The 21,049-nt window shown below is 62.8% G+C and carries 15 protein-coding genes and 1 pseudogene; 9 read left to right on the forward strand and 7 right to left on the reverse strand.

The window, feature by feature from the left end; all coding sequences use genetic code 11:
- Positions 1–2,219: insulinase family protein (locus DM995_RS08525; RefSeq protein WP_116969143.1), on the forward strand; the 2,219-nt coding region annotated here is incomplete at its 5' end.
- Positions 2,220–2,221: 2 nt separating this feature from the next.
- Here the strand turns inward: DM995_RS08525 and DM995_RS21790 are convergent.
- Positions 2,222–2,371, reverse strand: a complete 150-nt coding sequence (locus tag DM995_RS21790) for a hypothetical protein (RefSeq protein WP_023836388.1) — start codon at positions 2,369–2,371, stop codon at positions 2,222–2,224.
- Between the two features lie 267 nt (positions 2,372–2,638).
- Between DM995_RS21790 and purS the strand changes: the two genes are divergently transcribed.
- Both purS and purQ read left to right on the forward strand, forming a co-directional pair.
- Entirely contained in the window at positions 2,639–2,872 is a 234-nt protein-coding gene (purS, locus tag DM995_RS08530; protein ID WP_110299146.1) for a phosphoribosylformylglycinamidine synthase subunit PurS, read from the forward strand.
- Positions 2,869–3,543, forward strand: coding sequence for a phosphoribosylformylglycinamidine synthase subunit PurQ (gene purQ, locus DM995_RS08535; protein ID WP_116969144.1), 675 nt, complete (start codon positions 2,869–2,871; stop codon positions 3,541–3,543). Before purS ends, purQ begins: the two co-directional genes overlap by 4 nt.
- A 34-nt stretch (positions 3,544–3,577) precedes the next feature.
- Here the strand turns inward: purQ and DM995_RS08540 are convergent, their stop codons facing one another.
- The 4 genes and pseudogenes from DM995_RS08540 to glmS form a co-directional block, all read right to left on the reverse strand.
- Positions 3,578–5,881, reverse strand: a complete 2,304-nt coding sequence (locus DM995_RS08540) for a putative bifunctional diguanylate cyclase/phosphodiesterase (protein WP_502696608.1) — start codon at positions 5,879–5,881, stop codon at positions 3,578–3,580.
- 422 nt (positions 5,882–6,303) lie between these two features.
- Positions 6,304–6,702, reverse strand: a complete 399-nt coding sequence (locus DM995_RS08545) for a GFA family protein (protein WP_116969146.1) — start codon at positions 6,700–6,702, stop codon at positions 6,304–6,306.
- A 126-nt stretch (positions 6,703–6,828) separates the two neighbouring features.
- Positions 6,829–7,860 (reverse strand): annotated as a pseudogene (locus DM995_RS08550) (UbiA family prenyltransferase); the annotation flags it as partial.
- 126 nt (positions 7,861–7,986) lie between these two features.
- Positions 7,987–9,810 carry a glutamine--fructose-6-phosphate transaminase (isomerizing) gene (gene glmS, locus DM995_RS08555; protein WP_116969148.1) on the reverse strand — a complete coding sequence of 608 codons (1,824 nt, stop codon included), beginning with the start codon at positions 9,808–9,810 and terminating at the stop codon, positions 7,987–7,989.
- Between the two features lie 433 nt (positions 9,811–10,243).
- On the opposite strand from glmS, the gene DM995_RS08560 reads away from it, so the two are divergent.
- From DM995_RS08560 to DM995_RS08575, 4 genes are all read left to right on the forward strand, one after another.
- On the forward strand, positions 10,244–11,626 hold the full coding sequence (locus tag DM995_RS08560) for an O-antigen ligase family protein (RefSeq protein ID WP_232824214.1): 1,383 nt from the start codon (positions 10,244–10,246) through the stop codon (positions 11,624–11,626).
- A gap of 43 nt (positions 11,627–11,669) precedes the next feature.
- Complete coding sequence (locus DM995_RS08565; protein ID WP_232824217.1) at positions 11,670–12,368, forward strand: polysaccharide biosynthesis/export family protein; 699 nt, start codon at positions 11,670–11,672, stop codon at positions 12,366–12,368.
- 91 nt (positions 12,369–12,459) lie between these two features.
- The gene (locus DM995_RS08570) at positions 12,460–14,589 is read left to right on the forward strand and encodes a GumC family protein (RefSeq protein ID WP_116969151.1); all 2,130 of its coding nucleotides are present in this window, start codon (positions 12,460–12,462) and stop codon (positions 14,587–14,589) included.
- Between the two features lie 53 nt (positions 14,590–14,642).
- Positions 14,643–15,866 carry a hypothetical protein gene (locus DM995_RS08575; RefSeq protein WP_116969152.1) on the forward strand — a complete coding sequence of 408 codons (1,224 nt, stop codon included), beginning with the start codon at positions 14,643–14,645 and terminating at the stop codon, positions 15,864–15,866.
- Between the two features lie 145 nt (positions 15,867–16,011).
- On the opposite strand, the gene DM995_RS08580 is transcribed toward DM995_RS08575, so the two are convergent.
- Together DM995_RS08580 and DM995_RS08585 are read right to left on the reverse strand one after the other, a co-directional pair.
- Complete coding sequence (locus tag DM995_RS08580) at positions 16,012–17,265, reverse strand: lipopolysaccharide biosynthesis protein (protein WP_157973136.1); 1,254 nt, start codon at positions 17,263–17,265, stop codon at positions 16,012–16,014.
- A gap of 236 nt (positions 17,266–17,501) precedes the next feature.
- Complete coding sequence (locus DM995_RS08585) at positions 17,502–18,821, reverse strand: right-handed parallel beta-helix repeat-containing protein (protein ID WP_232824219.1); 1,320 nt, start codon at positions 18,819–18,821, stop codon at positions 17,502–17,504.
- Between the two features lie 382 nt (positions 18,822–19,203).
- On the opposite strand from DM995_RS08585, the gene DM995_RS08590 reads away from it, so the two are divergent.
- Positions 19,204–19,980, forward strand: coding sequence for a WecB/TagA/CpsF family glycosyltransferase (locus DM995_RS08590; RefSeq protein ID WP_116969155.1), 777 nt, complete (start codon positions 19,204–19,206; stop codon positions 19,978–19,980).
- A gap of 254 nt (positions 19,981–20,234) precedes the next feature.
- Entirely contained in the window at positions 20,235–21,020 is a 786-nt protein-coding gene (locus DM995_RS08595; protein ID WP_157973137.1) for an FkbM family methyltransferase, read from the forward strand.
- Positions 21,021–21,049 lie beyond the last annotated feature (29 nt).

Here is a 21,049-nt window from a genome sequence, read left to right on the forward strand (position 1 = left end):
CGTTGGTCGTGGTCGGCGATGTCGACGTTGCGGAGACCGAGGCGAAGATTCAGGCAAGCTTCGGCAACTGGGAGGCAAAGCACGGCGAAGCGCCCGATGTGCCGCTCGGCAGGATCGATACCGCGCGCGCCGATGAGGCCAACATCTTCACGCATCCCGCGATCGACGAGGTCGCCACCGTCCTGCGCTTCTCGCCCTATGTCGAGGAGCCCGACAGCAAGGCGACGCGGCGCGCCAAGCTGACGCGCGCGCTCGCCTACAACATCGTCGGTCGCAGGCTCGGCCGGATTGCGCGGCAGGAAGACGCGCCGTTCGTCGGCGCCTCGGTCGGCCGGTCCGACGTGTACAAGATCGCCAACCAGTCAGTGCTCAATGTCGCGACGCGCGACGGCGAGTGGCAGCGCGGGCTGGAAGCCGCCGAGCGCGAGCTGCGCGCGGCGCTGCGCTATGGCTTCACCAAGGCGGAACTCGCCGAGCAGCTCGCCAATTTCACCACCGGCTACGAGAATGCGGTGCGCGGCCAGGATACGCGCAGTAACGACCAGCTCGCCGACCAGATCATGGGGATGGCCAAGGACGGGATGATCGTCACCACGCCCGAAAGCCAGCTCGAGCGATTCACCGCGCTGCGCGATGCGCTGACGCCCAAGATGCTACTCAAGGCGCTGCGCGAGGATTTCGGCACGCTCGACAAGCCGCTGATCCACCTGGCCACCAAGGTCGATCCGGCGGGCGGTGCAGATGGTGTGCGCCTGGCCTTTGCCCAGGCCCAGAAGACGAAGGTGGCAAAGCCCCAGGCGCGCGATGCGCAGGCCTTTGCCTATCAGGATTTCGGCAATCCGGGCACCGTGGTGGCCGACAGCACGATCGAGGACCTCGGCATCCGCACCATCCGCTTTGCCAACAATGTGCGGCTGAACCTCAAGAAGACCGATTTCGACAAGAACCGCGTGCTCGTCTCGCTGCGCATCGATGGCGGCGATCTGCTCGCGTCGCGCGACAATCCCGAAGCGACCAGCCTGATGAACATCTTCGTGCGCGGCGGGCTGGAAGCGCACAGCCTCGACGATCTCTACTCGATCTTCGCCGGGCGCGCGGTGTCGCTGAACTTCGGATCGGGCGAGGATTATCTGGGCGGCTATCTGGCCACCACACCCGATGATCTCAAGCTGCAGATGCAGGTGCTGACCGCGTTCACCACCCATCCCGGCTATCGCAGCGAGGCGATCAACCAGTATCGCAGCTATCTGCCCAATTTCTACGCGCGGCTGAACGCGACGCCCGAAGGCGCGATCGGCAGCCAGATCGGCGCGATCCTGTCGGACAACGATCCGCGCTTCTCGCTCGCGCAAAGGGAAGTGTTCGAGAAGCTGACCTTTGACGACCTCAAGGCCGCGATTGGCGACCGGCTCGAAAGAGGCGCGATCGAGATCGGACTGGTCGGCGATTTCGACGAGGATCAGGTGATCGCCGCGGTCGCTGCAACGTTCGGTGCGCTGCCCGAGCGCGAGGCCGAGTTCCGCGACTATGGCGAGGCGCGCACCCGCCAGTTCACCGCCAACCGCAGCCCGCGCGTGCTGCACCACAAGGGCGAGGCCGATCAGGCGATCGTCGAATTCTACTGGCCGACCACCGACGATGCCGATTATCGCGAGGACGTGCGGCTGCGCCTGCTCGCCGAGCTGCTGCAGATCAAGGTGACCGACCAGATCCGCGAACAGCTGGGCGCGAGCTATTCGCCAGTGGCACGTTCGTTCACCTCGTCGATCTATCCCGGCTATGGCTATATCCAGATCAGCACCAATGTCGCCTCGGGCGATGTCGAGAAGGTGTCCGATGCGGTGCGCCATATCGCCGCCGAGCTTTCCGCCCCTGCCCCGCTGGCGGGATCGCCCTCGACACCCTCGCCGATCGCCGCCGACGAGCTGGCGCGGGCGCGCACACCGATCCTCGAGAACATCGCCAACAGCGTGAAGAGCAACACCGCCTGGCTGGGAATCGTCGATTCGGCGCAGAGCAAGCCCGCCAAGCTCGACCGGTTCCGCAGCGGCGGCACCGCCTTCGGCACGGTGAGCGCGGACGAACTGCTCGCCATGGCGCGCACCTATCTGTCGCCCGATCGCGCGCTGCTGGTCCAATCGCTCTATGAAGGCACGGGGACCGGCACCGCGCTGGCCGCGCGACAGTCGCCTGTCGCGGCCAACGCTGCGCCGCAATAGCGTCAGCTGCGGGTGCGGTAGCCGCTGATGATCCCGAAGATGAACGACATGAACAGCGCGAGCTGAATGCGCCCGCCCGGATCGCTCCAGCCCAGCAGTTCGTGGCCGAAGCCGAACAGCCCGATAAACATCGCCAGTGCCAGACCTGCCATATATCCCCCGCATCATTGCTGAACAAAAGCTATGCCGCAGCGATTGACAGGGCTTTGTTAGGAAAGGTTAACGCGCCCGCCGCGTCGCGCGAACCATGTCGGGGCGATGCACCCCCTTGCCCCGCCGACGCGGCACGCTATAGGGCAGGCCATCCACGCAGCGCATTTTCGCCACGAGCGAAAACGCTCTCGATATTTGTTGCCGCATGTTCCGATCCATCGACCGTGCACGGTCGACTTGAAAATGGACTAGCCAGGAGGACGCCGATGAAGGCCCGCATCCATGTGACCCTGAAAGACGGCGTGCTCGACCCGCAGGGTCGCGCGATCCACCATGCGCTCGAAGGGCTGGGCTTTGGCGGCGTCGAGGACGTCCGCGCCGGGCGGCTGATCGAGCTCACCCTGGCCGACGGCACCAGCGACGAGGATATCGACGCGATGTGCCGCAAGCTGCTCGCCAATATGGTGATCGAGAACTACCGGGTCGAGAAGGTCGCATGAAATCGGCGGTCATCACCTTCCCCGGATCGAATTGCGACCGCGACCTCGCGGTGGCGATCGAACGGGTGACCGGCCATGCGCCGATCCGCCTGTGGCATGGCGAACAGTCGCTGCCGGAAGGGCTCGACCTGATCGGCGTGCCCGGCGGCTTTTCCTATGGCGATTATCTGCGCTCGGGCGCGATGGCGGCGCGCTCACCGGTGATCGGAGCGGTGGTCGAGGCGGCGGAGCGCGGCGTCGCGGTGCTCGGCATCTGCAACGGCTTCCAGATCCTCACCGAAGCCGGGCTGCTGCCTGGCGCGCTGATGCGCAATGCGGGCATCCGCTTCGTCTGCCGCACGGTGGGCCTGAAGGTCGAGAATGCATCGAGCCGCTTCACCAACCTGTACGGAGCGGGCGAAACGATCCGCATCCCGGTCGCGCATCATGACGGCAATTATTTCGCCGACGATGCCACGCTCGACCGGATCGAAGGCGAAGGCCAGGTCGCGTTCCGTTATGCCGAGCCCGTCAACGGATCGGCGCGTGATATCGCCGGTGTGCTCAATGCGAAGGGCAATGTACTCGGCATGATGCCGCATCCGGAGCGGGTCGTCGAATCGCAGCACGGCCATACCGACGGGGCCCGCATGTTCGAAGGCCTGGCGCGATCGGTGCTCGAACGCGCCTGACGCCCAACCGGGCCGAGCGTCCGACCTGACGCTCTCAGCCGTATAGCGCGGCCTGACGGTCGCCGAACAGCGTCTGCACGTCTTCGGCGGTCATCGGGCGGCCATAGAAATAGCCCTGGATCTTCTTGCAGCCGAGATCGCGGATCACCTGCACCTCGTGCTCGGTTTCCGCCCCTTCGGCGGTGGTCGACATGCCCAGGCTTTCCGCCATCGCCACCACCGCGCGAATGATCGCGATGCTTTCCTGCGCGCCCTTGGCGGCGCCCTGGACGAAGCTGCGATCGACCTTGATCGTGGTAAAGCGGGTCTTGCTGAGATAGCCGAGCGCCGAATAGCCGGTGCCGAAATCGTCGAGCGACAGGCCGACGCCGAGCGCGAGGATTCGATCAAGCGTCTCGCCAGCGCGCGATCCTTCGCGCAGGAACACGCTTTCGGTCACCTCCAGCTCGAGCCGCTGCGGCGGCAGGCCGGTCTCGGACAGCGCCTCGACCACGGTATCGACGAAATCGGCCTCGTAGAGCTGCTCGGCAGAGACGTTGACCGCGACGCGAACATTGGCGGGCCAGGTCACCGCCTCGCGGCAGGCGCGGTGCAGCACCCAGTTGCCGATCGGAACGACCAGCCGCGCGTCCTCTGCAAGCGGGATGAAACGTGCCGGCGAGACCTGGCCGAATTCGGGATTGAACCAGCGGATCAGCGCCTCGAACGCGACCAGCGATTCGCTTCCCGCATCGACCACCGGCTGGAAGGCGAGCGAGAATTCGTCCTTTTCGAGCGCCTTGCGCAGCGCGATTTCCATGACGCGGCGTTCTTCGGCATGGCTGTGCAGCTTGGGCTCGTAGACATTGTGGCGGCCGCCGCCCTCGTCCTTGGACCGATAAAGCGCCAGGTCGGCGCTGCGCATCAGCGTCTCGACCGTTCGGCCGTCGCGCGTGCCGGTGGCAGAGCCCACGCTGGCACCGATGAACAGCGTATGCTGGTCGACCTCATAGGGCCGCGAGAGCACATCGATGATCCGGCCCGCCAGATCGGAGATGCGCTGGCCATCGCCGGTGTCGCGCATCACCACCGCAAATTCGTCGCCGCCCAGCCGGCCGCACAGCTCGTCCTTGCCCATCAGCGAGCGCAGCCGCAGCGACACTTGCGCGAGCAGCCGGTCGCCGACCAGATGGCCGAGCGTATCGTTGACCGACTTGAACCGGTCGAGATCGATCATCAGGAAGCCGCAGCGGCAGTTCCACTGCTCGCATTCCTTGAGCGCACGGTCGAGCGCCTCGGTGAGCTGGAGGCGATTGGGCAGGCCGGTGAGCGTGTCGAACCGGGCCAGGCGCGCGATCTTCTCGGCGCTTTCGCGGCTTTCGGTGACGTCCGATCCGACGCCGCGGAAGCCGATGAACGTGCCGTTATCGTCATAGCGCGGCGAAGCGGACAGCTCCCACCAATAGGTCTTTTCCTCGCCCTGGACCTTGACGACAAGGTTCGAGAAGCTCTCGCGCTTGGTCAGCTTGTCGGAGAGGATGTGCAGGCTGGGGGGCAGGTTGCCGCTCTCCCAGTGCTTGCCCGCGATCAGCTGGGTCAGCGGCATGCCCTCGATCTCGCTGGCTTCGCGCCCCGCGGCAAAGGCAAAGCGCGGGCTGGCGGCGACGATGCGGCGCGCGAAATCAATCTGCCACAGCCAGTCGGCATCGCCTTCCTCGAACTCGCGCAGCAACAGGCTGACGACCTCGTCCTTTTCGGCCAGGCCGTGTTCGGAGAACTTGAACATCAGATAGGCGCGGGCATTTTCGAAGCCCGACAGCGCCAGCAGGATCGAGAAGCAGACGATCGCGCCGACCGTCACGATATTCTCGCCCTGCCAGAAGGCGATGACAGATGCCGTCATCAACACCAGATTGAACACGAACGCGCCCAGCGGAAGCGCGTTGAGCAGCAGCGTGCCGCCCACCACCAGCGCCGCGAGAATGGTCCAGACCGACGCGAGTTCCATCTCGCTCGCCAATGGTGCGAACACGAGGATCGGGACGCACCAGACCAGCGCGATCACGCTGGTCGCAGCGACGAGCTGGAGAACGAATCGCCGCGCGACATGGTCGTGATTGACCATGCCGCTGCGCCTGTAGAGCACCGAGGGGAAATAGAGCGACGCGCCAAGCATCGCCATCCATCCGGCCAGCTGCCAGAGCGGTACCAGACCGCTGAACAGCTGGCAGACCATCAGCCCCAGCACCAGATTGGTGACCACGCGCAGGATCGCATATCGGGCAAGCCCGGTATACTGGATCGCGCGGAAATGGTCCCAGTCGCCCTCGGGAGGGTCGAACAGGCCGAGAATGGCCATGACCGGCAGGTCACGCGCGGTCGAGGGATTGGCGGGGGTTTTGCTCACCCCGGCGACATAGCGAAACAAAGTTAGCGAAGGGTAACCGGTCAAGACCGATTTGCTGCGCTGTTGTGCGGATTCGATGAAAGGATGGGATCCGACGCACCTTGCCTGCAACCGGCGTTGATCCGCAGGTTGCAGGCCATGGCGAACTGGCCTGCTGCCGCCATAGGCGGCCGCGTATCGGTTCAGATGACGGCCAGCATGATGACGGCGCTGCTCACGAAGGCAGCGGCCAGATTGAATGCAATACGCATGACGAACTCCTGACAAACGATGGAATTGGCCGCGCAGACATCCTGCTCTCTGACAGGCTATTTAGGTCATATATGCTGTCCTACAAGTGCAATTGATTCCTATGCACTTGCACAGATTGCAACTTAATCGTCCGCCAAGGCTGTGCGCGCCGCTTCCCAGTTGCGTCCGTCAAAAGCTTCGATTTCGGCGGCCACGCCATGGCCCTCGTCAAGGCAGCGAAAGTCCACCGACCAGCTGTCCGGGTGCGAGCGGGGCTGGTAGAAGCTGCGAATTCCGCAGGTCCGGCAGAACAGATGCTCGGCAGCGCCCGTGCCGAAGCGATAGCTGGTCAGCGCATCGTGGCCCGCAATCAGCCGGAAATCGCCATGCGGCACGATCATGTGCAGGAACCCGGTCTTCGCGCACATCGAGCAGTTGCACGACAGCAGCCGGACATGGCCAGGCACATCCGCTTCGAAGCGAACCGCGCCGCAATGGCAGCCGCCCTCGATCGTGATGCTGGCCGTCCCCTGCCCGGTCATGCTGCAATCACTCCACCGTCACGGACTTGGCGAGGTTTCTGGGCTGGTCGACATCGGTGCCCTTGGCGAGAGCGAGAAGAAGAAAAAGGTCGAGAAGGCGAGCAGCCAGAGCGAGGAGGCAATGCCCGTCGCCGCGCTGCCCGCGAGCACACGCAGCGAATAGAGCACGGCGAGCGTGCAGATATCGATCATCGCGAGGCGCTTGAGCTTGACCGAATAGAGGATGGTGACACCCGCATAAATCAGCAGAACGGCAAAAAGCTCGATCCCGCCTGCCAGCGCGATTCCGGCGCCCGCCAGCCCCAGCACCGGTACCATCCAGGTCCCGTGGATCAGGCGGATGCGTCCGGACGCGAACGGGCGCTGGCACTTGCGCGGGTGCGCGCGGTCTGCCGACAGGTCGAGCAGGTCGTTGAGGATATAGGTGGCCGACGCCACCAGGCTGAACGCGACAAAGGCGAGCACCGCCTGCAGCGCGGTGACGAGATCGAGCGCGTGCGCCGCGAGCATCGGCAGGAAGACGAGCACGTTCTTGAGCCACTGGTGCGGGCGCATCGCTTCGAGATAGTCGCGCACGCCCGCCCGGCGCGCGGGCAGGTGCGTTGCATCCGCGATCAGTGCCTCGACCCGCGCCTGAAACGCCTTGCTGGGATTGACCGTCACGGCAGCGGCCGCGCCCTGCCACACCGCGAAATCGGCCGGGGCATCGCCGATATAGCTGTATCCTGCAGGTCCGAACGTCTCCTCCAGGAACCGCGCCTTGCGCGCGCCGGTGAGGTTGACGCCATCTTTCGATCCATAGGCTGAATCGAACAGGCCGAGATGCCCCGCCACCGCATCGGCCATGGCCTGGGTCGCGCCGGTGACGAGCGCAACGCGTCCACCGCGCGCGCGCCACTGCTCGATCATGTCGAGAACTTCCGGGTTATAGGGCAGCCGCGCCGGATCGATCTGGCCGATCTCGCCGAGCCGGTGCTTGAGCGCGACCTTGCCCCTGGCCAGCGTGCGCATGGCCTCCAGCGGCGTGTGCCACCGGACCGCCCAGGCCGCCCAGAAATTCTCGAGCAGGCTGTCGGTGCGGATCAGCGTGTCGTCGAGATCGACAACCAGCGTCAGCTTCGCAGGATTCCAGTTGGCGATGCTCATCCATACCCCCATGCCCGGTCCAGCCACGGGCAGGCCAGCAGATCGCCGCCATCTAAATCCACGGAAACTTAAATATGGTTAACAAACTGCTGCGATGTATGAGGCCAGCGGCAGCGACGAGCAGCCGCTAGCCTTGCGTCACTCGACCGTCACGGACTTGGCGAGGTTTCTGGGCTGGTCGACATCGGTGCCCTTGGCGACGGCGACATGATAGGCGAGCAGCTGGACGGGGATGGCATAGACCAGCGGCGCGATGAGTGGGTGGACATGCGGCATCTCGATCGTGGCGAGGCACCCTTCGCCCGCTTCGGCCAGGCCGTCGGCGTCGGAGATCAGCACCACCTTGCCGCCGCGCGCGCGCACCTCCTGCATATTGCTCACCGTCTTTTCGAACAGCGGGCCCGAAGGCGCGATGACGATGATCGGCACCGCCTCGTCGATCAGCGCGATGGGACCGTGCTTCATCTCGCCCGCGGCATAGCCTTCGGCGTGGATATAGCTGATTTCCTTGAGCTTGAGCGCACCTTCGAGCGCCAGCGCATAATCGGGGCCGCGCCCCAGATAGAGCACGTCGCGCGCCTGCGCGATCGTGTGCGCCATCGCCTCGATATCCGCGTCATGGGCCAGCGCGGCGTTGATCGCCGCCGGCGCCTCGATCAGGTGGCGGACGATCTCGGCCTCTTGCGCCGCATCGAGCCTGCCCCTGGCGCGCGCCAGGTTCACCGCGAGCGCCGCCATCACCGCGAGCTGGCAGGTGAACGCCTTGGTCGAGGCAACGCCGATCTCGGGCCCGGCATGCGTCGGCAGCAGCAGATCGACCTCGCGCGCCATCGAGCTGGTCGGCACGTTGATGATCCCGGCGGTGGTCACCCCGCCTGCCTTCATGTGGCGCAGCGCCGCGAGCGTGTCCGCCGTCTCGCCCGATTGCGAGACGACCACGCCGAGCATGTTCGGGCTCAGCACCGGATCGCGATAGCGGAACTCGGACGCGACATCGACCTCGACCGGAACGCGCGCGAGCTGCTCGATCCAGTATTTGCCGATCAGCCCGACATAGGAGGCGGTGCCGCAGGCGATGATCGTCACCCGCTCGATATCCGCCAGCGCAAAGTCCATCTGCGGCAGCGCCACCTGCTGCTCGACCGAGCGGATATAGCTCTGCAGCGTCTGCGCCACGACCACCGGCTGCTCGAAGATTTCCTTCTGCATGAAGTGGCGGTGATTGCCCTTGTCGATCAGCGCGCCGGTGACGCCCGACAGCGTCACCTCGCGCTCGACCGGCCGGTTGTCGGCATCGTACACCTGCGCGCCCTCGCGGGTCAGCACCACCCAGTCGCCCTCTTCCAGATAGGCGATCCGCTGCGTCAGCGGCGCGAGTGCCAGCGCGTCGGAGCCGAGATAGGTCTCGTCCTCGCCATAGCCGAGCACCAGCGGCGAGCCCAGCCGCGCGCCGATCAGCAGATCGGGATGCTGGCGGAACGCGATGGCGAGCGCGAACGCGCCGCGCAGCTGCGGCAGCACCGCCTTGACCGCCTCCTCGGGGCTGTCGCCCGCCTCGATCCGTTCGCTCACCAGATGCGCGACCACCTCGGTATCGGTCTCGCTCTCGAACACGCGGCCACGCTGCATCAGCGCATCGCGCAGCGACTTGAAATTCTCGATGATGCCATTGTGCACCAGCGCCACCTCGCCGGTCGCGTGCGGGTGCGCATTGGCCGTGGTCGGCGCGCCATGCGTCGCCCAGCGCGTGTGCGCGATGCCGACATGGCCGGGGGCAGGATCGCGGACCAGCACCTCGGCCAGGTTGCGCAGCTTGCCCTCGGCGCGCCTGCGCACCAGCCGGCCCTCGTGCACCGTGCACACCCCGGCCGAATCATAACCGCGATATTCCATCCGCTTGAGGCCATCGACCAGATCATCGACAACATCGCGACGGGCCAGAATTCCAACGATACCGCACATAGGGGCTGGGGCCTTTCAAAACTGGTAGGGAACGCGGATCCCCGGCAGCTCTGCCGGACAATCCGCGCGCGGACCGGTGGGCCCCGTCATTTTCGATGGATGAAGCGATCTGCTGTAACGGCGGCGCGGCCGCGCGATAGCCAAGACTTGCGGGCCTTACAAGCCCGGCCTCGGGTGCAATCGGGCGGAACCTGGCGTGTCGATCGGGGGGCGGAAGAGGCGCTGCGACAAAATCGTTCTTTCAGGCACAGACCAGGGACGCTATCGGCGGCACAAACGCAGTGGCTCAATGCTGGCGCTGGCGCTAGTAGGGCTGTCCGCGCCATCGGGTCCGCGCCCAGCGATTGGTCATGATGGCCATGAGCCGGTATCCGGATATGGGCCTCAGGCTGGCACAGGCCTGGTAAGAACGTTGAACAAGGCTGTCTTGAATATGTCGAAAATTCTGAAGCGTGCAGGAAAGCTTAAGCCTGGCAGGGCTGAGCTGTGGCTCTATCTTGCGCTGCTTTCCATTGTCTTCGTTTTTGGCGGCTCCTCGCGCGAAGACTTCAGCGGGCTGGTCCTGCTGCGTCCGATCTGCATCGTTGCATTTTTCTATTATCTCTCGCGTCTGCAATTGCAGACGATCAAGACCCATGCCTTCGTGCTGGCGTTTTCGGGTGCGTTGTTCGCGCTGGTCGTGATGCACATGATACCGCTGCCGCCGTCCGTCTGGAGCGGTCTGGGCGGTCGGGTCATTATCGGCGATGTGCTCGGCTTTGCCCAGTCCTCCGACGCAATGATGCCGCTATCGATGACCCCCAGCCGCACGCTCAACGCTTTTTACGCGCTGTTTGTCCCCATGGCGGTGCTTCTGGGTTATCTCAATCTGGACGAGCAGGGGCAGCGCATCGCGCTCCGGACCATCACGATCCTGCTGATCCTCGGCGCGATCGTCACCATCATCCAGGCGAGCGGGCTGGACTTGTATCTCTACCAGATTCGGTCGGACACGCCGGCGGGACTGTTCGCCAACCGCAACCATCATGCCGTTGCGATCGTGTCGCTCTCGCTCATCCTTTCCTGTTACATCCTGCCGAAATATCTGCGCTCGAGGCTGCGGCCCAATCACTATCTCCTGCTAGTGTTTGCGGTGAATGCGCTGCTGTTTCCGATCGTCCTGATCAGCGGCTCGCGCGCTGGCACGGCCTTGTTCCTGCTGGCGTTCCTGTTTGTGGCGCTTTTCATGATCCCGCGAGCGTCGGGACGCCGCCAGACATCGCTGTCGCGCTGGTCGAGCCTCGCTTTTGTGGTGGTCCTGATGGGGTCGTTCGTCCTGCTGTCGCTGTCGCTCACCCAGGGAAGAACCACCGCATGGTCGCGTTTCATCAGTCTGGATGACGACCTTCGATATGGCGTATGGGACACGGTATGGGAGATCATCCCGCAATATCTTCCCTGGGGTTCGGGCGTCGGCAGCGCGGTAGAAGTCTATCAGCTCCATGAACCCGATAGCGAGCTCATCCCTACCTATTCCAATCATGTTCACAATGACTGGATGGAGGTGCTGCTGACCGCAGGGGTTCCCGGTGCAATCCTTCTTGTCGTTGCGGTTCTTGCCTATCTCTGGATGATATGGAGACTGGTCCAGTCGCGGCAAAATGACGTTGGCTTGCGGTGGGTTGGCGTGGCCATAATTTCTGTTTTGGGCATTGCGAGCATAGTCGATTATCCGCTAAGGACACCCGCGCTGGCCTCACTATTTGTGCTGGCTGCAGTCTGGGCGACCGGACGCAAGCGACAAGAAAACTTCAATGAAGGCAAAGCGATTGAGTAGAAGGTTGGCCTCCAGAGCAGCCTGCGGGCTGCTTCTTGCATCCATGACTCTGGTCACTGCATCGTGCGTGGGCGGAAGTGGGCGTTCGACGGTGGGAGGAGCAGAAGGGCTGTCTTTCGTCGGCGGCGGAGAACTGCCCAGCCCCGGCAGGGCGGACTATAGCGCTGCCGAAATGCCTTTTACCCTCGGCCCCTATGATGTTGTCGATATCGAGGTGTTTGCCAATGAAGACCTGAGGGCCCGAGACATCGAGGTCGATCCCAGCGGAAGGATCACCTTCCCGCTGGTGGGCACGATCGAGGTGGGCGGCAAGACCCCCGGCGAAGCTGCGAAGGTCATCGAAGCGGGGCTGCGGCAGCAGTATTTCCGCGACCCGCGCGTTTCGATCAACGTCAAGAAGGCGGCCAGCCAGGTCGTGTCGATCAGCGGCGAAATCAGGAAGCCGGGTATCTACCCGATTGTCGGCGACATGACCCTGCTCAAGGCCATTGCCAGGGCCGAAGGCTGGACCGAGTTTTCAAAGAAGCGTGAAGTCATCGTTTTTCGCGAAGTCGACAACAAGAGATATGCAGCGCTTTATGACGTGAAGGCAATCGAGCGCGGTCAGTATCCCGATCCAAGACTCTTCCCGAACGATACGGTCGTTGTCGGGGATTCGCAGGCGCGGCGGAACATGAAGGATATTCTGACTGCAGCACCGCCCGTTATCGCGCCGTTGATTTTCCTCTTGGATAGTAATTAAAGGCTCTCTTGCTATAATGTATAGTCAAATGGACAGTCGTAACGGCTCCAACTCGGTGGCTGTTGGGGAGCCGGGTTGGCAGCGGCCGGTCATGCCGCCGCTCATTCTGCAATACTGGTACACCGCGCTGCGGTGGCGCTGGCTGGTGGCGGCCGTCTTTGGCGGCATGCTGTTGCTCGGCCTGCTCGCGACCCTGTTTATGGCGCCGCAATATACGGCGGAAGTGCAGATCCAGATTGACCGTCAGCAAAAGCAGATCACCATGGTCGAAGGTGTCGAGGCCCAGACCACGCCGCAGGACCTCGAATTCTATGCGACGCAATATGCCCTGCTGAAGGCGCGACCGCTCGCAGAGCGCGTGGCGACGACGCTGCGGCTGTACAACAATGTCGCGTTTCTCGATGCCCATGGGATTTCGAGCGACGAGGCCGATGCAGCCGAAGGCGGATCGACGCAGAAGGCACGCGAGGCAGCACGGCGTCGCGTTGTCGGAATCCTGCTGGCCAATGTCGAGATTGCGCCGATCCGCAACTCGAAGCTGGTCGACATCAAGTACACCAGCCGGAACGCCGAGCTTTCGGCCAAGATCGCCAATGAATGGGCGAGGTCGTTTATCGCGACCAGCATGGATCGCCAATATGCATCGACCGCCGACGCGCGAAAGTTTCTGGAAGAGCGACTGGTCACCCTGCGGGCGCGCCTGGACGAATCCGAGCGCCTCGCCGTTACCTATGCGTCGCGCAATGGCATCGTTCCCCTGAGCGAGACCAAGGACCAGGACGGCAAGACCATATCCAGCCGGACGCTCGTCGGCACCGAGCTCGAGGCGCTGTCTGCGGCACTGAATGAAGCGACGGCTGCGCGGGTCGCGGCAGAGGCACGCAGCCGCTCGGCGAGCGAAGCGACGAACGAAGCCGTGATCAGCTCGACTCTTGCCAGCCTGCGCTCGCAGCGCGCGTCGATCGCTGCCGAATATGCGAAGAAGCGGGTGCAGCTGGAAGACGGGCACCCCTTCGTGCGCGAACTCGCCGAGCAGCTGCGTTCTGCGGACGCCGCAGTGGCGCAGGAAACCCAACGCATCGGCCGCGCGCGCTCGAACGAATATCGCGAAGCTGTCGCTCGCGAGAACGAGCTCCGCCGCGAGGTGCAGGCGCTCAAGGGCACGTTCGATCAGGAAAGCAAGGCCAACATCCAGTATTCTGCGCTGCTGCGCGATGCCGATACCAATCGTCAGATTTATGACGCGCTGCTGCAGCGCTACAAGGAGATCGGTATTGCCGGCCAGGTCGGCGTGAACAACATCAGCGTTGTCGAGCCTGCAGCCGTCCCGACGAGCCCGTCCTCGCCAAAGCTCCTGCTGAACCTTGCCATCGCTCTGGTTGCCGGTGTGGTGCTGGCGGCAGGCCTGGTGTTCGCGCTCGATCAGCTCGATGAAGGTGTCCGCGATCCGAACCAGGTGGAGGCATTGCTCGGCCTGCCCCTGCTCGGCATCACGCCAATCGTCCCCAACGATGCGGTCGAGGAGATAGCGGATGTGAAATCGCATTTCTACGATGCCTATTTCTCCATCCGGACCAATCTGGACTTTGCGACCACGCATGGGTTCCCGCGCTCGCTGGCCATCACCAGCACGCGGCCGAACGAAGGCAAGAGCTCCTCTGCCCTGTCGCTCGCCGTGGTTCTGGGCCGCACCGGCAGGTCCACGCTCCTGATCGACGGAGACTTGCGTTCGCCTTCGGTCCACCACATGCTCGAGCTTGAGAATGGCAAGGGTCTGAGCAATTTCCTGGCCGGTGACGATGCCTGGTCGGAGATGCTGCAGCAGACCAAGTTCAAGAATCTGTCGATCATGGCCACCGGACCCACTCCGCCCAGCGCTGCCGAACTGCTCAGCGGTGACCGGCTGCACCTGCTGATCCAGAAAGCGCTGGAGAATTTCGACAATGTGATCATCGATGCGCCGCCGGTGCTCGGAATGACCGATGCCCCGCTGATCTCCAAGGCGACAGAAGGCGTGGTTTACGTGGTCGAATCGGCCGGTCCGCCGGTGCGGGGAGTCCGCAATTCCATCAAGCGTCTGACGATGTCCAATGGGCGACTGTTCGGTGCCATCCTGACCAAGGTCAGCCTCGACTCGCTCAATTACGGATATGGCTATGGCTATGGATATGGATACGGTGCGAAATATGGTGAAGGCAACAGCAGCGGCACGCCTTCCTGACGCAGCATCGTAATCTCGCCATGACACAGCATGGAATTGCACGCTGGTTTCGATTGGGCCTGATGTTCGTCGGCCTGTTTCTGGCCTTTGGTGCATTTGTCTATTCGAATGCGATGAATCTGAGGCGCGCTGCGCCCCAGACCGCGTATAGCCTTTATCGCGACAATCCCGGGGTCATTGCCGCGCGCTACAATGACCTTGCATTGAAGGGCAAGCAGCTCCGGCTGACCGAGGATGACCAACGTGAACTGCGAAAGGCGCTGGTCGGCGACCCGCTGAATCGCACGCTCGTGCGTTCGTTGGCGGTTTGGCACGATGTCAATCGCGAGCCGAACCAGGCACTGGAGGGAATGCAGCTGTCTAGCGCAGTGTCCCGTCGCGATATCATCACGCAGCTCTGGCTGGTCGAATACTGGTTGCGCCAGTCCAACCCCGACAAGGCATACCGGCACATCGATCTGTCGCTGAAGCTGCGTCCTGAGATTTCGGCGCTGCTCTACCCGCGGCTCAATACGCTTCTGGGTGATCCCGGTGTGGCCGCCAAGGTCGAACTGGCAGCCAAATCCGACATTCGGTGGGTCCCCGGCTTTGCCGACTATCTCGTCGTGCAGGATCCCGCGGCGGCCTATGCCCTGCTGACCCGGCCGAGCGTGATGGCCAAGTCCGCAACCTATAACAGCGCGTACCGCTCGCTCGCCCACAATCTGGCACGCGCCGGGGCGGTGGACCGCGTTACCAGGATTGCAAGGGTGATGGTTCCGCAGGAGCATTACGATCAATGGGACAGCCTCGGGCTGAACCGCTGGAGCACCGATCCGAAATTCGGCAGCCTTTCCTGGGCGGCCAACCCTGATTATGCGTCGCTCGCGCCGCTCGACGACAAGCAGCTCGACCTGCAGGCCCTGGTGCCAAGCGATCAGACCGTCGAACTCATGAGCCGTGGCATGTTGCTGCCGGAGGGCGCCAGCTACCGGATAGAGGGCACGATTGTGCCTATCGGCGATATGGGTGACACGCAGCTGCAATGGATCATGGCGTGCTGGCGGACATCGGGCGAAGAGCGTTATCTCGTCGAGGCACTGCCGAGCGCGGGCAGCTCGAACCGGTTTGCGCTCAACGTCCGCGTGCCGTCCCAGTGCCCCTATACCAAACTGGTGCTGCAAGCCGTTGGCGGGACCTCCGGGGTGCCGGCAGAGTTCAGCCTGCGGTCGCTGGCGCTCAAGCGCGCGGCGCCGAGAGCGGCCAGCGAACCGGCGGCGAGCGCCAATCGATCATGACCCGCCCCGCGCGCAGTCGGGGACATTGACGGCCAGATACTCTGGCGACCGGCGTGCAGATATCAGGATCGGGATGGGTCCGGTTCGTTTAAGCACGCTCCCGATCTCGCCCGACAGCCTCGCCGCCCGTCGATAGCCTTTGCCCTTATGCTGGCCTGACGCCTTCCAAGCCCTTGGCCTTGGCAAACATATAGCCCGCGCCAACCAAATGCGCGACCGCGCCGCTAATGGCGCCGACGACCGGGTAGAAATACATGACCGGCAGAACGACGATCTTGCACAGCACCAGGATAGCACCAAGGTTCACCTGCCATTCCAGCTTGCCGATATTGGTCAATCCGAAGACGAGAATGATATAGGCGGAAATCACCGGAAACTGCATCAGCATGAGGCTGGCGTAGAGCGGTGCCTCTGCAAAGTTCGAGCCGAACAGGATCGGGATCGCAAACCAGCTCAGGACTGCGCAGACGAATGTAAATCCGGTTACAGCCATCAGGTGGGTCTTGTAATGTCCCATCACCTCCATGATCTGCGTGAACGACTTGGTGCGCGAAGCGCTCGGCAGCACGATGGCGGAATAGGCACTGGAAATGAGCACCATGCTGCCGGCAAATCGTGCCGCGACGGCATATTCCGCCGCAAGATCGGGATGGACGTAAGAGATGAAATAGACGTCGATCTTGTCGAACAGGGCATAAAAGATCGAGCCGATCGTCAGCTTCTTCGCGACCTCGTTGAAATTGATTTCCTCGGCGGGATCATCGCTCTTGACCAGCGAGAGCCAGACCAGAAAGCCCATCCAGATGATCAATACGGGCAGACTGTACAGGACGATGTCAACATTCCTGGTCAACGCCGCAGCCAGGAAAATCCCTAAGATCGAGATCTGGACCGAAACCTGCTGCAGAAACACGCTCAGATAGCGACCCTGCGCCAGCGGCTTGATGATCACGAACGCGAGGCCCGAGAAGATGATCGTGCAGCTCAGCAGCATGATCACCGACTTGCCGAAACTGTATCCCGCATCGGCCGCGATCTTCTGCAGGAACGGTACAGCGACCAGCCAGCCACCAAATAGGATAACGGTACGCCATCTGGCAGCAGCCCGATTGATATGTTCGACACAATCAGGCGCCGCCGATCGGGCGGCGATCATGCGCGACGCCGCCGAATCGACGCCCCCGCCAGCAACGCTGATGGTCATGCCGATCAGCACGATCGTGTTGACGAGAACGAAGTCGCCTTCTGACAGCCCGCGAGCCAGCACGATCGTTCCCAGGAAACTGATGGCTGTCGCCACGGCATTGCCCGAAGCAACGCCGGCAAAAGAGGCAAGTCCCTTGGCCTTCGCCACGACGGTCTTCAGAAGTGTCATTTGGAACGGGCCCTGAATGTGCATGTCGATGTGCTGAGGGATGATGGTCGCTCTGAACCGGGGAATGCTGCCATTTGGACCAATCAGCCTGGGGCCAGCCTGCCAAAGATGCGACAGGTCGGGCGGGACACGTGCGCGGCTGGTAGCGCACTCACCTGCCGGCAGGCAAGCCCATCCTCTTATGGCCTGCGCAGACCGACCCGATCCAGTTCTGTTCCAGGGCGCTTGTGCTCCCGGTGCCGAACAGAGGCCGCGCCGCGCTAGAACTGCCAGCTATTGCCGAAGGTCCGAGCACCCTTTGCCACAAACGCCTTGGCCATGTGGGGCACGATATTGCCGGAGACGACATTGGTTTCATCTACCAGCGCGCCATTGGTGCCGTTGAACGCTATGCTCCATCCGCCCTTGTGCGACATGATCTGGTTGTTCGTGATCCGGCAGTTGACATAGCGCCCGGTCTTGCCGTCGGTCTGCAGGTTGATTCCGTCCGAACCGGCATCAATGATCACGTTGCCGTCGATCACCATATCGCGGGTGGGTTCGTTGGAGAAATGCCGGATACCCCGGTCCGCCGGCGCTACCACCAGATTGTTTTTGACGATCGCCCCACTCTCGACGAAAATCCCTTCCTTGGAAGGCGTCTTGAGGTTCCTGTAGCCCGTGATCTTGATGACATTGTTCAACACGGTGGCGGCCCCCAGAACCTCGATGCCATTTTCGGCGCATTTTTCGATATGATTATGGCTGACGGCCACCAGCGAGGGGTCGGTTGAGCCGGTTACGATATAGATTCCGTTACAGCCGACGCCCGACCCCGTATTGTTGATTTCGCCGGTGCGATGGATCCGGTTTCCATTGACCACGACCCGCGCGATGCCCGCCGAATAGATCTGGATCGCCCGAAAGAAGGTGTCGGATATGGCATTGTCGCAGACCGAGCAGTCGGTGTTGTTCTCGCGAATGAAGATTGCGGCATGGCCATAGGTCCGCTGCACATCGGGGTTCTGGCAGACCATGGTTCCGCGCGATCGCTCCACATGGACGAAGCAGCCCTCGCGCCGAGGATCTATCTTGCCGTAGCGACCAATGTCATAGGCCGTGCAATTGCGCACCTGCACATTGACCGCATTGAGAATGTCCACAGCATTGCGCGTGATCGAGACGAAGCTGACGCCATCGATAACGACATTGGCGCTGCCCGACACGGTGATGGCGTTCGCCAGGCCGCTATTCGCCATTCCCTTGAGCGTGATCCCCCGGACCGCATTGTTGCCCCTCAGCGTCAGTCCCCCATTGATGAGCAGCAGCGTACCCGTGCCGGAGAACTCAACGCCTGCGGGAACGGTGAGCGCGCCGGTCCTGTACTGGCCTTGGGGGAGCACGATCGAGCTCGACCCCGAATCGAGCGCCGCCTGCAGGAACCGGGTATCGTCGGAAGCCCCATCGCCAACCGCGCCAAAATCCCTGACATTTGCAATATCGCGCCGTTGCCCCTCTGACGATGGTGCCGCGCCAGCGGGCAACGCAGCGGCCCTGTCGACAGGGAAGCCGAGCATCGACGTCCCTGCAATGCCGATCACCAGATCGCGTCTGTCTATATCCTGCATAACCCTGCCTTGCTTCCCGGCACCCTTGCCGGCATCGGGCTGATATCAGCCCTTGTGGTGGCGAAATCCAGTTCGGATTGTCGATCAGGCGACAAGCGGGCTTCGCATTGGCCGGGCGGCTCGGGCGTTGCCGCGCCGACCAGATCGGTCGTGGTCCGGCACCCGGCGCAATAGCGCAATTCCTGCCCATGATCGCGTCGACGCGCATGGACAATGCGCCGACATCAAACTAATCGGACGGTGCGGGGCTGCAGCGCCATGGGCTGGGCTATCGGTGACCTCCGCGTCGTCTGGCAATCCTGCCGTGCGGCCAAAGGCCTGCTGAACGGCCCCACAGTGTCCGAAGAGCGATTTCATGAACAAGCAGGCCAGGAAAAGCTTTCTCTTTGTCGAGTTCGACCAGTTCGAACCCGACAGGCTGCGCGGCGAGTTGCTGGAGCGAGCGCCCGGCAAGGGATTTCGCTATATTGTCACGCCGAATGTCGATCACGTGATCAACCTGCGCTTCAATCCGAGATGGGAGATCATCCATCAGGCCTATGCGCATGCCGCTTATGTGCAGAATGACAGCAAGATCCTGACGGTGCTGGCCAGAACCATGGGCCTGGCGCTGCCGGCTTATCCCGGAAGCGATCTGACCCGCGACATTTTCGAAAGCATGGACAAGGATGCCAAGGTTCTGATCATCGGTGGCGATGCCGGTGCGCCGGACAAGCTGAAAGCCCTGTTCAAGCTGAATCATATCGATCAGCACCTGCCGCCCTTCGGTCTGTTCAATGATCCGGCCGCGCGCCAGATGTGCGTCGAAAAGGCGATCGCGAGAGACTATGATTATATCTTCATCGCGGTCGGTTCGCCGCAGGGAGAACTCATCGCCTATCAGATCCACCAGGCATCGCCGCCGGGCGGGGTTGCCCTGTGCACCGGCGCATCGATCGATTTCCTCACCGGCCAGGCACGACGCGCCCCGGTGATCTTCCAGAAGCTGGCTATGGAATGGGCCTATCGCCTGATGATGGAGCCGAAGCGTCTGTGGAGAAGATATATTCTAGGGCTGCCGAAAATCCTGCTGCTCTATCTGGTCTGGGCAAGGCATTCGATATTCGGGGGCAGTGCCGCGCCCCGGCCCTGATGGCGGCGGCGGCGGGCGCGACGCAGGCCCGCCGGCGCGATGGTCCATTCCCATCGGGGCACATGCTGCTGCGAAGGCCGGGCTCGGGCTAAGCTTTGCGCCATCCGCGCTTGACCGGTGTCCTCAACATCCTCTAGGCAAAAGTCCGGTCTGCGCTGCCGGGATCCGCTTTGCACGTTTCCTGCGTGTCGATGAGCAGGTGTCTCAGCTTGCCGCCCCCGAAATTGTTCAAGCTAATGCGGAGTTCGCGCCAGATGGTTGGCATACAGTCGTTTCTGAATGTACTGGACGATGTCCGCGATTGCGGATTGTCCTTTGCCGTTACCGGTCTGCAGCAGAAGGTCGCATCCGGCAAAACCGCCAGGGTCACCGTGCCGGGCTATGAGCATATCGAGGTGCGGCCCCGCAGCAGCGACTTCGATGTCCTGCGCCAGGTGTTTCGCGACCAGGAATATCACATCAAGTCCGATTACTATCGCGACATCCTGCAGAAACGCTATCAGGCGATCATCGACAGTGGCCGCACCCCGCTGATCATCGATGCCGGGGCGAATATAGGCGCGGCGTCGCGCTACTTCCAGAAGGTCTACCCGGCGAGCCATGTGGTGGCATTGGAGCCTGATGCAGAGAATGCCGCGATTGCGCGGCTCAACTGCCAGGGCAATTCGAAAATCGAGGTACTCGAAGTCGCGCTGGGCGGCGAATCCGGCTTTGCGGAGATCGTTTCGGCCGATTCGCACTGGGCGGTTCAGACCAAGCGCAGCGATGCCGGCCTGCCCATCGTCACGATCAACGAGATCCTGAAGCAATATCCCCAGCACCAGCTGTTCATCGCCAAGATCGATATCGAAGGCTTTGAAGGCGATGTGTTCAAGCACAACCTGGAATGGATCAACGAGGCGAGCCTCGTCTATCTCGAGCCCCACGACTGGATGCTGCCCGGAAAGGGCTCCAGCCGATCATTCCAGAACGCCTTTGGCGAGCGCGATTTCGACATGCTGCTCCAGGGCGAGAATATCCTGTACGTCAATCGGGCGTGATGCTGCGCCGCGCGCAATGACGTCGGAGG

The organism is Blastomonas sp. UPD001, assembly GCF_003426715.1.
Lineage (GTDB): Bacteria > Pseudomonadota > Alphaproteobacteria > Sphingomonadales > Sphingomonadaceae > Blastomonas.

Excerpts from the sequence above, each read along its gene's own strand:
- purS (WP_110299146.1), top strand. The coding sequence starts at position 2,639 with ATGAAGGCCCGCATCCATGTGACCCTGAAAGACGGCGTGCTCGACCCG.
- DM995_RS08565 (WP_232824217.1), top strand. The coding sequence starts at position 11,670 with ATGACTCTGGTCACTGCATCGTGCGTGGGCGGAAGTGGGCGTTCGACG.
- DM995_RS08595 (WP_157973137.1), top strand. The coding sequence starts at position 20,235 with ATGGTTGGCATACAGTCGTTTCTGAATGTACTGGACGATGTCCGCGAT.
- DM995_RS08560 (WP_232824214.1), top strand. The coding sequence starts at position 10,244 with ATGTCGAAAATTCTGAAGCGTGCAGGAAAGCTTAAGCCTGGCAGGGCT.
- DM995_RS08540 (WP_502696608.1), bottom strand. The coding sequence starts at position 5,881 with ATGGCCATTCTCGGCCTGTTCGACCCTCCCGAGGGCGACTGGGACCAT.
- glmS (WP_116969148.1), bottom strand. The coding sequence starts at position 9,810 with ATGTGCGGTATCGTTGGAATTCTGGCCCGTCGCGATGTTGTCGATGAT.
- DM995_RS08590 (WP_116969155.1), top strand. The coding sequence starts at position 19,204 with ATGAACAAGCAGGCCAGGAAAAGCTTTCTCTTTGTCGAGTTCGACCAG.
- purQ (WP_116969144.1), top strand. The coding sequence starts at position 2,869 with ATGAAATCGGCGGTCATCACCTTCCCCGGATCGAATTGCGACCGCGAC.
- DM995_RS08545 (WP_116969146.1), bottom strand. The coding sequence starts at position 6,702 with ATGACCGGGCAGGGGACGGCCAGCATCACGATCGAGGGCGGCTGCCAT.
- DM995_RS08570 (WP_116969151.1), top strand. The coding sequence starts at position 12,460 with ATGCCGCCGCTCATTCTGCAATACTGGTACACCGCGCTGCGGTGGCGC.
- DM995_RS21790 (WP_023836388.1), bottom strand. The coding sequence starts at position 2,371 with ATGGCAGGTCTGGCACTGGCGATGTTTATCGGGCTGTTCGGCTTCGGC.
- DM995_RS08580 (WP_157973136.1), bottom strand. The coding sequence starts at position 17,265 with ATGCACATTCAGGGCCCGTTCCAAATGACACTTCTGAAGACCGTCGTG.